We start from the raw sequence: 13,931 nt of genomic DNA, 5'->3' as shown, positions 1-13,931 counted from the left end.
AGAACCTGCCGAATCGACGGAGCGGTGGTCGGATGACGGTCTCACTCCGGGTCGGCGAAGCGGGGTTCCCGTCCGGACATGCCGGCGCGCACGGCCTCGAGCTGATTCGGCGACCGCATCAACTCGACCTGCAGTGTGCTCTCGAGCAACAGTGCCGCCGCCGGATCGACGCCACTCCAGGTCTCGTCGTAAAGGCGTTTTGCAGCGCGCACGGCATGTGGCGACTTCGCGGCGATCTCATGGGCGAGCGTCATGGCGCGGGCGAGAGGGTCGTCGGCAATTCCGGTGACCAACCCGACCTCGTGGGCTTCGGCGCCCGACAGGATGCGGCCCGTGAAGGTCAGTTCCTTGGCCACGTCGGCCGCAAGAAGCCCGGGAAGCGTCTGGGTGATGCCCATATCCGGCACCAGGCCCCATTTCACCTCCATCACGGACAGGCGGGCGTCGGGCGTCGCGTAGCGGATGTCGGCACCGAGAGCGACCTGCAGTCCGCCTCCGAAGCAGTTGCCGTGTAGCACCGCGATCACCGGCGCCGGCACGCGCCGCCAGTCGAGAGACACCCGCTGCGCATGGTTTCCACGGTCGGCGTCGTCCCGCTCCAGCAACGAGCCGCCCAACCCCTCGCCGCCGAGAGACGAGATGTCGAGGCCGGAACAGAAACTCTTTCCGTCCCCGTGAACGACGACGGCCCGCACGCGACGATCAGCCGCCAGTTCGCCGGTCACCTCGAGCAACGCGTCGAACATCGCGGGGTCCAGCGCATTGTGCTTCTCCGCGCGGTTGAGCGTGACCGTCGCGACCCCCGCCTCGTCGACATCGAGCAGGATCCTTTGTGCAGTCACCATCTTCGTCACCTCTCCACCTGTCGTCGGGCCACGAGCATGTACCCGAGCGCTTACACTACGGCCGTGGAGGAATCGGTCTGGAAGTTCAGCGAATCCGACGGCTCGGTCGTGGTGCACACCGGGGTCACCGGACCGGCGGCACGCACCGGCCATCGGCTGACGATCGCGATGCGTGCATGGACCGCGGTCGTGACCTTGAAAGACTTGGTACCCAACCGCATCGCGGCGACGATCTCAGTGGACTCCATGCAGGTAGAAGCCGGCGAGGGCGGACTCACCCCGATGACCGGAGCCGAGAAGTCGCTCGCCCGTATGAACGCCTTGAAGTCCATGCGCGCCGACAAGTACCCCGAGATCTCCTATGAATCCGAGGCACTCACCGCGACGGCACACGGGTACCGAGCCGACGGCACGTTGACCATCCACGGCCGAACACGCCCGCTTTCGTTGGACTTCGAAGTCGTCGACACCGCGGCGGGCCGGCAGATCTCCACCGACGCGACGATCACTCAGAGCGACTTCGGGATCAAGCCGTACTCACTGATGATGGGCACGTTGAAGGTCGCCGACGACGTTCGAGTGGTCGTCGACGTCGCTCGCGCTCGGTGACCGTGGTGTGGAGGTGGACCGACTGGGCGGCGGTCCGCCCCTCCTCCCGATCGGTACGCTCGAAGGTGCCCGATTTGTCGGCCGGGCCCGAGGCCTCGCAAGGGCTCCAGCCTGACGAGTCCGTCGGACACGCACGAGCTGGAGAGAACCATGGAAGCACTGATTCTGATCGCCGTCGTCGTCCTGGTCGTCGTCGGGGTGGTGGTGATCGCACAGCAGCGCTCCGGGGCGAACGCCGCTCGCACGCTCGACGACGCCAAGGCTGACGCACGGCAAGCCATCGAACGCCTCGGCGGGCAAGTGTTCATGTTGGTCGGTGATGGTCCGGCGTCGAAGCAGGCGCTCGCCGATGCGGGGGAGCGGTACACCGCAGCCGGTTCGCAGATCGAGCAGGCGAACTCGCCCGCGCAGGCGCGACTGGCCAAGCAGACGGCCCTCGAAGGCCTTTACTACATCCGTGCTGCTCGAGTCGCGATGAACCTCGATCCCGGTCCGGCCATCCCGGAGCTCGATGGTCAGCAGAGTGCGGGCAGGGTCACCGAAGACCGGCAGGTCGACTTCGAAGGACGCAAGGTCGAGGCGTCACCCAACCCGTCTGATCGGACGCCGAACTACTACCCGGGTGGCCGCGTCGCCGGTCGTCCGGTCCCGGCCGGTTGGTATTCGGAGCCCTGGTGGCGGCCGGCTCTCGTGGCGGGCGCCTGGGGCGTCGGGTCCATGTTCCTGTTCTCGGCGATGTTCTCCGGCATGGCGGGCGTCCCGTATGACGCACAGGGCTTCGAGAGCGGCGTCGGCGACGGTTCGGACCTGGGCGCCATCGACGGAGGCGACGCCGGCGGCGGGGATGACTTCGGCGGAGACGACTTCGGCGGGGGCGATGCCGGCGGCGATTTCGGTGGCGGCGATTTCGGTGGCGGCGATTTCGGTGGCGGCGATTTCGGTGGCGGCGGGTTCGATTTCTGATCCCGCCGATCCGTCGAAACCCGCGGCGGGTTCCCCTCGCGGCAGAGTCGTAGCTGTGCGTCATCACCATCGGACAGCGCCTCAGAACGGTGGCCGGCTTCCCAGGTGGTCGCGGCGTTCGGCGTCGCGGAGTGCTTCCCGCTCCTGACTGTTGCGGGCACGCTCGGCCCGCCGGCGTGCCTGTCTGGCGGCCAGTCGGCTGCGGTAGCGGCGCGGGTTGTCCTCCGGGCCGATGATGCGTGCACCGGGTGGAGCTTGGGCGGCCTGCTCGAACCGGATCCGACGCAGATCGGGTCCCACACCCCGGTGCGGGTTCGCAGGACATACGCGATCTCGGCGTCAGGAACGGGGACACCGAACCAGGTCAATCGACCATGACCCGAATTCGGTGACACAGATCACTCGGCGCCATATAGTTACCCAATGCCACTTAGTCATCTAAGTGACCGAGGACGGCAGCGCCGTCTCTATCCCCTACTGAAAAGGACATCGATGAAACCGTTCAGAGGCTCGCGCGTCGCCAAGATGGTGGCCGCATCGATCGCGGTGGTGGCGCTGAGCGCGACAGCCGCATGTAGCAGCGACGACAGCAGTGACGGCTCCGCGTCCGAGAGCGTCGCCGCGCCGGAGGGTTCGTTCCCCGGGAATGCGGCCAGTGGCGAGCCCGTGAAGATCGGTCTCATCAACAACGAAGGCGGACAGGCCATCTCGATGCCCGAGAACCGGGAATCGGCCGAGGCCGTCGTCCAGTACGCGAACGAGAACCTCGGTGGCATCGGTGGCCGGCCCATCGAACTGGTCACCTGCAAGCAAGGCGAAGACGCCAACCAGGCCCGCGACTGTGCCAACAAGATGGTGGAGGCGAAGGTCTCTGCAGTCCTCATGACCAGCAGCGGCCAGGGAAATTCGATGGTTCCCATCATCACCGGTGCCGGGATCCCCTACGTTTCGGCGGCCGGTCAGGCGTCGTCGGAGCTGACCACTCCGGGCGCCTTCATGTGGACCGCAGGTCTGCCCGGTGCCATGACCTCGATGGCGAAGTACTCCGCCCAACAGGGCATGAAGAACGTGACGGCTTATGTGATCGACGTCCCGGCAGCGACTGCCGGCGTCCAGGCGATGGGCGCACCCGCCTTCCAGGCCGCGGGAGTCAACCTCAAGGTCGTGCCGATCCCGCCGGGCACCCCGGACGCCACCCCGCAGGTGAGTGCCGGCCTGGGAGACAAGCCTGACGGTGTGGTGGTCATCGGTGAATCCACCCTCTGCACATCGGTGTTCAAAGCCTTGAGCACGGTGTCGACAACCGCCGAAAAGATGACCATCCAGCCGTGTTCCGATCCGGCGGTCGTCGAGGCGGTCGGTGCCGAGAATCTCAACGACACGAAGGTCTCGACCGCTTCGGTCATCAACTCCGATGACCCGGAGACCCAGCTCTACAAGGCGATCATGGCCAAGTACGCGCCCGACACCGACATCGAGGGCTTCGCGATCATCGGCTATCAGGGCATGCTCGGCCTGGTCCGCGCAACCGAGTCGGTGCAGGGCACCGACACCTCACCCGCCGCCCTGACCGCGGCGATCAAGAGCACCAAGGATGTTCCGCTCCCAGCCGGCTACGGGCTGACGTTCACCTGCGACGGCAAGGCGATGCCGGGCATGCCGTCGGTGTGCGGCAGCGGAGGCATCATCGTCACCTTCAAGGACGGCGAGCTCGTCGACCCGAAGCTCGTCTGAACACGGCGAACGTTCACCACACCCGCACGATGACCGGAAGTCGGTAGATGACCCAAGATATCCAGTTCTTGCTCCTAGGGCTCGGCAACGGCGCTGTCTACGCAGCATTGGCGCTGGCTCTGGTCATGACCTACCGGAGTTCGGGTGTGGTGAACTTCGCCACCGGGGCCATCGCGCTCTACATCGCGTACACGTACGCGTACTTGCGCGATGGTGAACTCCTCATCCCGATCCCGGGATTTCCCAAGACAATTGATCTCGGGGGACCCCTGGGACTGGCGCCCGCCATGGTGATCGCTCTACTGATCGCCGCCGGGTTGGGCGCTCTCCTGTACCTCTGCGTGTTCCGGATGTTGCGGACCGCACCAGCGACAGCAAAGGCGGTGGCGTCGATCGCCGTGATGTTGGTGATCCAGGCCGTGCTCGCCGCCCGGGTGGGCACCAGCCCGGTGTCGGTGGATGCGATCCTGCCCACCGAGATCATCGAGATCGGCGACATCCGGGTCCCGGCTGATCGCGTCTGGATTGCGGCGCTGGTCGTCGTGCTGACGGTGCTGTTGATCCTGGCGTTCCGTCTGACCCGCTTCGGTCTGGCCACCCGAGCGGCCGCCGAATCGGAGAAAGGTGCGATCGTCGCAGGTCTGTCACCTGAACGCATCGCCTACGCCAACTGGGCACTGTCGACGATGATCGCGGGTCTGTCAGGCATCCTCATCGCCCCGATCGTCCCGCTGATCCCGGTGTCCTACACGCTGTTCATCGTGCCGGCACTGGCCGCTGCCCTGGTCGGCAACTTCAGTGCGATCGGGCCGGCGGTAGCGGCCGGGCTGGGTATCGGAGTCCTGCAGTCGGAGATGACACACCTGCAGGCAACGGTCAGCTGGATGCCGCAATCAGGGATGGCCGAGCTGATACCCCTGGCGATGATCTTGATCTTCCTGGTGCTGCGCGGCAAACCCCTACCCACCCGCGGCGCCATCGTCCAGAACACACTGGGCGCCGCACCTCGTCCACGAAATCTGTTGCTTCCCAGCATCGCCGGTGTCGTGGTCGCACTCGGGTTCCTGATCTTCACCGAGGGCAGTGTCCGGGGCGCGGTCATCGTCACGTTCACGGTGGCGATCATCGCCCTGTCCCAGGTGGTGGTCACCGGGTTCGCCGGTCAGATCTCATTGGCGCAGTTGACCCTTGCGGGAGTGGCAGCGTTCATGATGTCGCGTCTGACCACCGATTGGGGTGTTCCGTTCCCGATCGCACCGGTGCTGGCGGCCGTGGTGGCGACGGTGGTGGGTGTTGTCGTCGGACTCCCGGCACTGCGCATCCGGGGTCTGCCGGTCGCGGTCGTCACGCTCAGTCTCGCGGTGTTCCTGGAGGCGTTCTGGTTCCGCAACAACGAGTTCAACGGAGGAATCGACGGGGCTGCCGTCAAGGATCCGTCCCTGTTCGGCCTGGATCTCGGCATCGGTTCCGGGAACACCTACCCCAACATCGCGTTCGGCGTCCTGTGCCTCATCGTCCTGACGTTGGTCGGCCTGGGTGTCGCGCGGCTGCGGACCAGCCGGTTGGGCGCCTCGATGCTGGCGGTACGCGCGAATGAACGATCGGCCGCGGCGGCCGGAGTGAACGTGTCACGAACGAAGCTGGTGGCGTTCGCCATCGGCGCGTTCATCGCCGGGATCGGCGGCTCACTCATGGCCTATCAGCAGACCGTCGTGGTTCCCGAATCATATGCCGCCATCGCCGGAATCGGGATGTTCGCACTGGTGTACCTGGCCGGTGTCACCTGTGTCTCCGGCGGCGTTCTCGCGGGGATCATGGGGGCCGGCGGCATCCTGTTCGTCCTGCTCGACCGTGCGGTCAACCTGGGCACGTACTACCACGTCATCACCGGCATCCTCCTGGTCATCACCATCATCGCCAACCCCGAGGGCATCATCTCCGAGGTGCACAAGGCGACGAACTGGTTGCGCACCAGGGTCTTCGACCGCAAGGACACCGTCGCCGAACTCGAACTGGCCATCTCGCCCGGCACCGATTCGCCGACTCTCGAGGCACCCCGCGCACCCGGCGAGGTCATCCTGTCGTCGAAGGAGATCGGCGTCCGCTACGGCGGCGTGACCGCCGTCGAGAACGTGTCGTTCGACGTCCGCGAAGGCGAGATCATCGGCCTCATCGGACCCAACGGAGCCGGCAAGACCACCCTCATCGACGCCATCAGCGGATTCGCGGACTCGACCGGCAGTGTGAACCTGGAGGGCCACAGCCTCGACGGGCAGCGCCCCTTCCAACGCAGCCGCCACGGGCTGGGTCGCACGTTCCAGGGCATCGAACTGTACGACGACCTCTCGGTCCGTGAGAATGTCGCCGTCGGCACCACCGCCGCCCGGCACCGCCCGGACACGGCGATGCTGGGGGTGGACGAGTTGGACCGGCTCTTCGAGTTGTTGCACCTCGTCCCGGTGGTCGATCGCCAGGTGAAGGAACTCTCGCAGGGACGGCGGCAGCTCGTCTCGGTTGCTCGCGCACTTGCTGGGCGACCGCGGGTGGTCCTCCTCGACGAGCCGGCCGCCGGCCTCGACAGCACCGAGAGCTTGTGGCTCGGACACCGACTCCGAGCGATCCGCGATGCGGGGGTGACCGTCGTGATGATCGACCACGACATGGAACTGGTTCTTGCCGTCTGTGACCGGATAGTCGTTCTCGACCTCGGCAAGGTGATCGCGATCGGAACCCCCGACGAGATCCGTAGCGATCCGGCCGTTACCAGCGCCTATCTCGGCGCCACCCACAGCGGTGAGGAGCTGAAGGCATGAACCCTGTACTCAGCTGCACCGGATTGGACGCCGGATACAACGGTCGGCCGTGCGTTCGCGGATTCGATCTCGAGCTCGGCGCGGGGGAGGTGCTGGCGCTCCTCGGCCCGAACGGGGCAGGGAAGACCACGGTGTTGATGTCGCTGGCCGGCCTGCTGCCGACCTTGGCCGGCACGGTGTCCGTCGACGGACACCAGGTGAAGTCCGGACACGCTCGGAGGGCGGCCAAGGCCGGACTGGTCCTGGTTCCCGACGACCGCTCGTTGTTCACCTCGCTCACCGTCGAGGAGAATCTACGGCTCTCGGTCCGATCGCGACGTTCCTGGCCGGCCGAACGCGATTCGATCCTGGAGACCTTCCCGCAGCTGGCCGACCGGCTCAAGGTGCCGGCCGGTGCGCTGTCGGGAGGTGAGCAACAGATGCTCGCGATCGGGCGGGCTCTCGTTCAGCACCCCAAGGTCCTGCTGATCGATGAGCTCAGCATGGGTCTGGCGCCGGTCATCGTCGAACGTCTTCTACCCGTGGTGCGTGCCGTCGCCGACAGCACCGGTGCTGCGGTCATCCTCGTCGAGCAACATGTCCAGCTCGCCCTCGAGGTCGCGGACACCGCCATGGTCATGCGCCACGGCAACCAGGTGCTCCGAGGTGATGCCGCCGAACTCGCCGCGACGCCCGAGGTGATCGAGAACGCGTACATGGGGGAGGCGTTCGCTACGTCCTGAGCGGAAATCGAACTGCAGCTCAGACCCTTCCGATATCCAGTCCTGAACCGGCCGACTGTCAGGCCGGCTCCAGCGCCCGCTTGGCCTTCTCCAACGCGGCGAGCGTGCGCAACACAGAATCGCGCTTGGCGGTCAGGTCGGACACCTTCGCCTTGCCGCTCAAGCCGGAATCCTTCTGAGCGACGGCCAGGCGTTCCTCGATTTCGGCGAGCTGTGCCAGCAGGGCTTCGGCGCGGTTCATGAGCGCAGCACGGTCGGGTCGGGAGACGTCGGCGGGTCGGGTGCCCCCGGACTTGACGTTCTGCGCCTTGACGGGCGCAGCGTTTCCACCTGTCTTTGTCGCGGTGGACGCGGAGCGGGCGACGCCACGCTGCCCGGACCGGGATGCACCTCGCGGTGGAGTGTGCGTACGGGTCTGATTCAGCACCGCCCAGGCTTCGCGAGCTGCGACCCGGTGTTCGCGTTCTTCTTCATCGTCGGACGCCAGCGACCCACCCAGGGGTCGTAGACCATAGAACCCGACGAACTCGCGGGCCGCGGCGACGGTCTGTTCTGCGGTGCGGCAGCGTCCGCATCGCGGTTCCCCGCGGAGTTCCGCGATGTCCTCGCTGGACGAGCACCATACGCATGCGTGGGCAGTGAGATCGGTCACGAGAGTATTGGCAGCAGCGGGATTCACGGGTGAAAAGACTACGGCACAAAGCTTTTCACATTGAAATCGGGTTGGTCGCACGAAAGGTCGCAGGTCGACCGGGCCTCACGCCGCGGGCGATGCCCGACGCGGCAGGACCTTTTCCGATCTACTGGTGACTTTCGACCCCGCCGTTCTCGTCGGGTCGGTACGACGATGAAGTTTCCGGAGGGGAACGGGCGGCGCCACATCTGGGAGACAACCATGACTGATTCAGTGACCGATGCGACGGCACCGATCGTCGTCGGTGTGGACGGTTCGGACTGCGCTCTGATGGCGGTTCGCTGGGCGGCCGGCGCCGCCGTCCGGGAGAAACGACATCTGCGTCTGATCTCCGCGGTGGGCATCGTGCCCGGCGCATATGCGCCGGCACCGACGATGACTTCCCCGGCAGTGGTGGAGGCCATGCATGCCGGCGCGGCGCGTGCCCTCGACGCCGCGACGCAGGTGGCGGCCGACGTCGCCCCGAACGTCGACGTCGAGGGCAAGACCGTGAGCGGATCGGCCACGCTCGCGCTCCGGCACGCGTCTACCTGGGCCCACATGCTTGTCCTCGGTAGACGTGGGCTGGGTGGAGTCCGCGGACTGCTCTTCGGATCGGTCAGCAATGACGCGACAGCGCACGCAGAGTGTCCGGTGGTGGTGGTCGGCGGCCCTGCTCCGACGACCGGACCCGTGGTCGTCGGTGTCGACGGGTCGCCTACGTCGACGGCTGCGATCGGCCACGCGTTCCGTCAGGCGGACCTGTTGAAGACGGCTCTGCTCGGGGTGCATGCGTACGGAGGCTCGTCGGGAGCCGCGTTCTACGGTGCGGATCAGAGGACCCTTCGACAGTTCGAAGACGAAGCCGAAGAATTGCTGGGTGAACAGCTCGCCGGTTATCCGGAGGACTTTCCGGACGTCAAGATCGAGCGGCGGGTCGGGATCGCTTCACCGGCGGAGGAGATCGTGGACGCCGCACAGTCAGCACAACTGGTCGTGGTGGGAACGCGGGGCCGCGGTGGTTTCCGCGGTCTGCTCTTGGGATCGACCAGCCGGGCTGTCATGGAGGTGGCCCCGTGTCCGGTGATGGTGGTGCACAAGAATCCCTGACCGGTCGGAAGTCGCCGAGGTCTTGACTGGTGGAGGCCTCTCAGAGAGGTAGGTGGGAAGATGACCACAACCACGTGGGTCGTGATCGGCTGCGCAATCGTCGCGATCCTGCTCGTGGCCGCCACGGCCATCCGGATCGTTCCCGAGTACGAACGAGGCGTCGTGTTGCGCTTCGGCAAACTCGCCGGCACACGCAAACCAGGACTGCGCCTGATCATCCCCGTCGCCGACCGCATGATCAAGGTCTCCATGCGAGTGGTGACGATGCCGATCCAATCGCAGGGAATCATCACCCGAGACAACGTGAGCGTGGACATCTCCGCGGTCGCCTACTACCGCGTCGTCGACCCGGTGAAGGCGGTGGTCGAAATCGAAGACGTCCATGCAGCGATCAACCAGATCGCCCAGACCACGCTGCGCAAAGTCGTCGGACAACACTCTCTCGACGACGTGCTCGCACATACCGACTCGATCAACGACGACATCCTTCGCATCCTCGAGATGACCGCGCAGGAATGGGGCGTCGAGGTTCGACTGGTGGAACTCAAGGACATCCAGTTGCCCGGTGGGATGCAACGCGCAATGGCCCGCGAGGCCGAGGCCGAGCGGGAGAAGCGCGCCAAGATCATCGCGGCCGAAGGGGAAGCCGTTGCCGCCCATCAGCTTTCCACCGCAGCGAAGACCATGGCCGAGAACCCGATCGCCTTGCAGCTCCGCAGCCTGCAAACCCTTATGGAGATCGGCGTGGAGAAGAACACGACAGTGGTGTTCCCAGCGCCGCTGATGGCCTCACTCGCCGACCTGACCGCGTTCTTGTCCCGCGAAAACGGCGCACGAGACGCTCCCGGATTCCGCGGAGACAGCTCGGACATCTGACACGGTCAACAGCACCATCTCGTCCGGGCCATCCGTCTGAGGTCCACCCTGCGTGGCGATCTTCTCATTTCGTCACAGACCGGTCGGGTACGTCTCGGGGTGTTGACTCTCCTCCCACATACCGAAGGGTTCGAGGGGGCGCACCGCATCTGTCCGATCGAGATGAATGTACGCGTCGAACTGTTCGGGAACGCGGACGTGGAAGTAGTGGCTCTGGCGTTCGGTTTCCGGCAGATAGATCACACCGATTGCGCGAGCAAGGCGAATCGAGTCGACCGAATCGGCCGCACCGGCCGCCTGCGACGACAAGAAGAACGACTGCACTCCCGCCTGGTGGAAGGCCTCTTCGACGCTACCGGGGAGTGCGCGGCGAACCGTCATGCGTCGAGCCGGTCCGCCCCATTCGTCTGCGGCGGTGACGGTTCCTTCGAACGTCGAGAATCCGATGAGCCGACAGCGTCGCCGATACCGTTCACGCACCAGCTGCCCCAGGGTCAGCTGACCGTCGGCTCCGACTTCGGTCGCCCGTGCATCGCCCACGTGCGAGTTGTGTGCCCACACCACGATCTTCGCCGGGCTGGACGAACGTGAAGACAGATGTTCGGCGAGCGCGTCGAGGGTTTCGGCCATGTGGCGGTCGCGCACGTTCCAGGACGTGACCCGACCCCGGAACATGGTGCGGTAATAGAGTTCGGCGTCCTTCACCGCCACGGCATTCCGCCGGGCACAGAACAGTTCATCGGCCTCCGCGCCGTCGCCGCGGAGACGTTCCAGGGTCGCGGCGTACATCTCGACCAATTGGGTGACGACCTGCTGTTCGCAGGACTGTCCTGCACCGAACGCAGCCGCGTACCCGTATGCCTGTCCATCCGCAGCCGTGGAGTGATCGAAGCATGCGTATCGCGCGCGAGCACGCCGGGCCGCCTCGCGATCAACGGTGTCCAGGTAGGCGATCACATCCTGCATCGAGCGGTGCAGACTGTAGAGGTCGAGCCCGTAGAAACCGACTCGATCCAGATCCTGTGCTCGGCCGGCGTTGTATCGATGCAGCCAGTCGACGAAGTCCTTGACCACGGTATTTCGCCACATCCACGCCGGAAACCGTTCGAACCCCGACAGCGCCTCGTCGGCGGATCCGTCACTTCCCTTCCCCTGGACCCAGCGATTGACTCGGTAGGCGTCGGGCCAGTCGGCCTCCGCAGCCACCGCCGTGAAGCCTTTGTTCTCGATGAGCCACCGGGTGATTCGAGCGCGGGAGTCATAGAACTCTTCGGTGCCGTGAGAACTCTCGCCGATGAGTACGAATTCCGCGTCGCCGATGAAGTCGTCCAGCACTGCATCCGGCGGGACACCGTATCTGCACTCGATCGCCGATCGTGCGACGACGGCCGCCAGGGTTTGTTCGTGCGGATGTTCTGAGGGCGTGGTGGTGGGTGTGGACAGCAGGGTTCGGACCTCGTCGTCGGGCACCTGCGGGAAGGTCCGGTATGACTGGCCGACGGCTGCGAACAGTGTTGGCATGGAGGCACAGACGACTTCGTCGACCGCTCCGGCGAGTGCGAGACAGGTGGATTCGGGGGCCACCGGGACCGCGATGATGATCGCGGCCGGCTCACGTTCGCGTAGCGCACTCACCGCTGCCCGCATGCTGGCTCCGGTCGCCAGTCCGTCATCGACGAGGATGACTGTCGTGCCTGCGATCTCCAGCGGCGGGCGAGCCCCTCGGTACAGCCTCTCCCGCTTCTCGAGCGTGCGGGTCTCTCGTTCGACCACGGTCCGCAACTGTTCTTGGGTGACTCGACCGGCTCGCACCACGTCGTCGTCGAGCACGATGCGTCCGCCGGCTGCGATTGCCCCGAAGGCGAACTCTTCGTTCCCGGGCAGTCCCAGTTTGCGCACGACGAACACGTCCAACGGCAGTCGAAGCGATGCGGCGACCTCGAAGGCGACCGGAACTCCACCGCGGGCCAGGCCGAGGACGACGACGTCGTCGTGATCGCGGAAACCGGACAGCAGCTCGGCGAGGGCGCGCCCGGCCTCCCGACGGTCACGAAACAGCTGCGGTGCCGTCGTTCTCGCTGTCACGGGCGAGTTCATCGTCTGATCTCCTGTGCGTAGCGAACGACATCGGCGACGGTTCGGAGCTTGGCGTAGTCCTCTTCGGGCACGTCGACCCCGAGTCTCTTCTTGATGCCGGTCAAGAAGCTCAACCAGTCCATCGAGTCCAGGTCGGCTTGTTCGCGAATGGGCTCGTCGAAAGCGAGATCCCCGTCAGACAATTCGGGTGCCACCTCGAGCAGTGCGTCCACGACCGCGGTGGTGGTCGTCTCATCGTCCATGGTTGCTCCTCACAGTTCGTGCGGCCGCAGCAGCAGTTCTCGGATGGTGGAGAGAAACTTTGCGCCTTGGCGTCCGTCGCTGGCTCGGTGGTCGGCGGAGAGCGAAACGGTGACCACCGGGATGGGTTTGATCTCGCCGTCGACGATCCAGGGACGCTGGGTCATCGTGCCCACGCCGACCAGCGCGACCTGCGGTGGATAGATCGCGCCGAAGACGGCCTCGACGCCGTTGTCGCCGAGGTTGGTCACCGTGATGGTCGAGTCCGTGAACTCGGAGCTGCGCAGCTTACCGCTGCGGGTACGCGCCACCAGGTCGACGAGATCGGACTGCAGGGTGTCGAGAGACTTGTCGGGCACGTCATGGATCGCGGGGGCGATCAGTCCGCCGCCCCGTAACGCGATCGCGACTCCCACGTGGACGTCTGCTTGCATCGTGAACTCGTCGTCGGTCCAGAATCCGTTCATCGACGGACATTTGCGCGCGGCGACGGCCACGGCCTTCAAGATCAGGACGGCCGGGAGAAGACGCTCTTCGACCGGGTGTTGGGCGTTGCGTTCGGACAACCACCTCGACGCCGTCTCCATCGGAATCGTCTCGGCGAGGTAGTAGTGCGGTATCTCCCTTTTGGACCGGCTCATCGCCGCAGCGATGGTGCGACGCATTTCTCGTGCTCGACTGTCGGGTGCAGTGGTTTTGGCATGCTGCTCGACGTCGTCCAGTGTTATCGCGCCTCCGGGTCCGGTGCCGCGCAAGCGGTCAGGGTCGAGTCCGAGCTCTCGCGCACGACGCCGGGCAGCGGGGGAGATGCGTACTCGGTTCGAGGCCATGGGGCCGGTCGGGGCCGCAACAGTGGTCGTATGTGGGACGGACGGTGCGGTCGGCCCGGCCGAAGGGGAGGTTCGAGCGGTCACCAGAACCGGTTCGGCAGGCGCTGCGGGTGGGGGCGTCGACGATGGCGCCCCTGCATCGCCTCGTGCCGGTTGTTTCACCGTGGACGGTGTTTCGCCCGGTTCATAGAAAGTGGCCATCACCGTTCCGACCGGAATGGTCTCGCCGACTTCGACTTTCAGCTCGGCGACGGTGCCGTCGTGCCAGGTTTCCACCTCGATTGCGGATTTGGTGGTCTCCACTTCGGCGACGACTTGCCCCTTCTCAACGGTGTCTCCGGGGGCGATCTGCCACTCGGTGAGCTTCGCCTCGTCCATGTCGGCACCGAGTGAGGGAAGCCGGAACTCGATCACGACGC

The 13,931-nt window shown here is 65.7% G+C and carries 13 protein-coding genes; 7 read left to right on the top strand and 6 right to left on the bottom strand.

From position 1 onward, the window contains the following. Positions 1 to 41 precede the first annotated feature (41 nt). Positions 42 to 842: a crotonase/enoyl-CoA hydratase family protein gene (locus IHQ52_RS14485; protein WP_024499285.1), complete on the bottom strand. Its 801-nt coding sequence runs from the start codon at positions 840 to 842 to the stop codon at positions 42 to 44. 66 nt (positions 843 to 908) lie between these two features. On the opposite strand from IHQ52_RS14485, the gene IHQ52_RS14480 reads away from it, so the two are divergent. Continuing rightward, the gene (locus IHQ52_RS14480; protein WP_024499286.1) at positions 909 to 1,454 is read left to right on the top strand and encodes a YceI family protein; all 546 of its coding nucleotides are present in this window, start codon (positions 909 to 911) and stop codon (positions 1,452 to 1,454) included. Between the two features lie 150 nt (positions 1,455 to 1,604). Beyond that, positions 1,605 to 2,417, top strand: a complete 813-nt coding sequence (locus IHQ52_RS14475) for a hypothetical protein (RefSeq protein ID WP_024499287.1) — start codon at positions 1,605 to 1,607, stop codon at positions 2,415 to 2,417. 81 nt (positions 2,418 to 2,498) lie between these two features. On the opposite strand, the gene IHQ52_RS14470 is transcribed toward IHQ52_RS14475, so the two are convergent. Next, positions 2,499 to 2,717 (bottom strand): hypothetical protein, encoded by a 219-nt coding sequence (locus IHQ52_RS14470; protein ID WP_024499288.1) that lies wholly within the window; start codon positions 2,715 to 2,717, stop codon positions 2,499 to 2,501. A gap of 192 nt (positions 2,718 to 2,909) precedes the next feature. Here IHQ52_RS14470 and IHQ52_RS14465 point away from each other — a divergent pair, with 192 nt between their 5' ends. Genes IHQ52_RS14465 through IHQ52_RS14455 form a run of 3 tightly spaced genes read left to right on the top strand, consistent with a single transcriptional unit; the run spans position 2,910 to position 7,686 of the window. Then, complete coding sequence (locus IHQ52_RS14465; protein WP_024499289.1) at positions 2,910 to 4,151, top strand: ABC transporter substrate-binding protein; 1,242 nt, start codon at positions 2,910 to 2,912, stop codon at positions 4,149 to 4,151. 47 nt (positions 4,152 to 4,198) lie between these two features. Beyond that, the gene (locus tag IHQ52_RS14460; RefSeq protein ID WP_024499290.1) at positions 4,199 to 6,964 is read left to right on the top strand and encodes a branched-chain amino acid ABC transporter permease/ATP-binding protein; all 2,766 of its coding nucleotides are present in this window, start codon (positions 4,199 to 4,201) and stop codon (positions 6,962 to 6,964) included. Then, positions 6,961 to 7,686 carry an ABC transporter ATP-binding protein gene (locus IHQ52_RS14455; protein ID WP_096274051.1) on the top strand — a complete coding sequence of 242 codons (726 nt, stop codon included), beginning with the start codon at positions 6,961 to 6,963 and terminating at the stop codon, positions 7,684 to 7,686. Before IHQ52_RS14460 ends, IHQ52_RS14455 begins: the two co-directional genes overlap by 4 nt. 58 nt (positions 7,687 to 7,744) lie before the next feature. Here the strand turns inward: IHQ52_RS14455 and IHQ52_RS14450 are convergent, their stop codons facing one another. Continuing rightward, positions 7,745 to 8,338 (bottom strand): hypothetical protein, encoded by a 594-nt coding sequence (locus IHQ52_RS14450; protein ID WP_024499292.1) that lies wholly within the window; start codon positions 8,336 to 8,338, stop codon positions 7,745 to 7,747. 243 nt (positions 8,339 to 8,581) lie between these two features. Here IHQ52_RS14450 and IHQ52_RS14445 point away from each other — a divergent pair, with 243 nt between their 5' ends. Together IHQ52_RS14445 and IHQ52_RS14440 are read left to right on the top strand one after the other, a co-directional pair. Then, positions 8,582 to 9,469: a universal stress protein gene (locus tag IHQ52_RS14445; protein WP_191834947.1), complete on the top strand. Its 888-nt coding sequence runs from the start codon at positions 8,582 to 8,584 to the stop codon at positions 9,467 to 9,469. Between the two features lie 60 nt (positions 9,470 to 9,529). Continuing rightward, the gene (locus IHQ52_RS14440; RefSeq protein WP_024499294.1) at positions 9,530 to 10,345 is read left to right on the top strand and encodes a slipin family protein; all 816 of its coding nucleotides are present in this window, start codon (positions 9,530 to 9,532) and stop codon (positions 10,343 to 10,345) included. Positions 10,346 to 10,417: 72 nt separating this feature from the next. Here IHQ52_RS14440 and IHQ52_RS14435 read toward each other — a convergent pair whose 3' ends face one another. Genes IHQ52_RS14435 through IHQ52_RS14425 form a run of 3 tightly spaced genes read right to left on the bottom strand, consistent with a single transcriptional unit; the run spans position 10,418 to position 13,926 of the window. After that, positions 10,418 to 12,442 (bottom strand): erythromycin esterase family protein, encoded by a 2,025-nt coding sequence (locus tag IHQ52_RS14435; RefSeq protein WP_024499295.1) that lies wholly within the window; start codon positions 12,440 to 12,442, stop codon positions 10,418 to 10,420. Beyond that, the gene (locus IHQ52_RS14430; protein WP_006435584.1) at positions 12,439 to 12,684 is read right to left on the bottom strand and encodes an acyl carrier protein; all 246 of its coding nucleotides are present in this window, start codon (positions 12,682 to 12,684) and stop codon (positions 12,439 to 12,441) included. The genes IHQ52_RS14435 and IHQ52_RS14430 overlap by 4 nt, the downstream gene beginning before the upstream one ends. 9 nt (positions 12,685 to 12,693) lie before the next feature. Next, positions 12,694 to 13,926: a dihydrolipoamide acetyltransferase family protein gene (locus IHQ52_RS14425; protein ID WP_024499296.1), complete on the bottom strand. Its 1,233-nt coding sequence runs from the start codon at positions 13,924 to 13,926 to the stop codon at positions 12,694 to 12,696. Positions 13,927 to 13,931: the final 5 nt, after the last annotated feature.

It is taken from the genome of Gordonia amicalis (assembly GCF_022059885.1).
In the GTDB taxonomy this organism is placed as follows: domain Bacteria; phylum Actinomycetota; class Actinomycetes; order Mycobacteriales; family Mycobacteriaceae; genus Gordonia; species Gordonia amicalis.
Note: the sequence above shows the minus strand (reverse complement) of the source record. Positions and strands in the feature narration are given on the sequence as shown.

Coding starts and splice junctions, on each gene's coding strand:
- IHQ52_RS14475 (WP_024499287.1), top strand. CDS start 1,605: ATGGAAGCACTGATTCTGATCGCCGTCGTCGTCCTGGTCGTCGTCGGG.
- IHQ52_RS14465 (WP_024499289.1), top strand. CDS start 2,910: ATGAAACCGTTCAGAGGCTCGCGCGTCGCCAAGATGGTGGCCGCATCG.
- IHQ52_RS14460 (WP_024499290.1), top strand. CDS start 4,199: ATGACCCAAGATATCCAGTTCTTGCTCCTAGGGCTCGGCAACGGCGCT.
- IHQ52_RS14455 (WP_096274051.1), top strand. CDS start 6,961: ATGAACCCTGTACTCAGCTGCACCGGATTGGACGCCGGATACAACGGT.
- IHQ52_RS14445 (WP_191834947.1), top strand. CDS start 8,582: ATGACTGATTCAGTGACCGATGCGACGGCACCGATCGTCGTCGGTGTG.
- IHQ52_RS14440 (WP_024499294.1), top strand. CDS start 9,530: ATGACCACAACCACGTGGGTCGTGATCGGCTGCGCAATCGTCGCGATC.
- IHQ52_RS14435 (WP_024499295.1), bottom strand. CDS start 12,442: ATGAACTCGCCCGTGACAGCGAGAACGACGGCACCGCAGCTGTTTCGT.
- IHQ52_RS14430 (WP_006435584.1), bottom strand. CDS start 12,684: ATGGACGATGAGACGACCACCACCGCGGTCGTGGACGCACTGCTCGAG.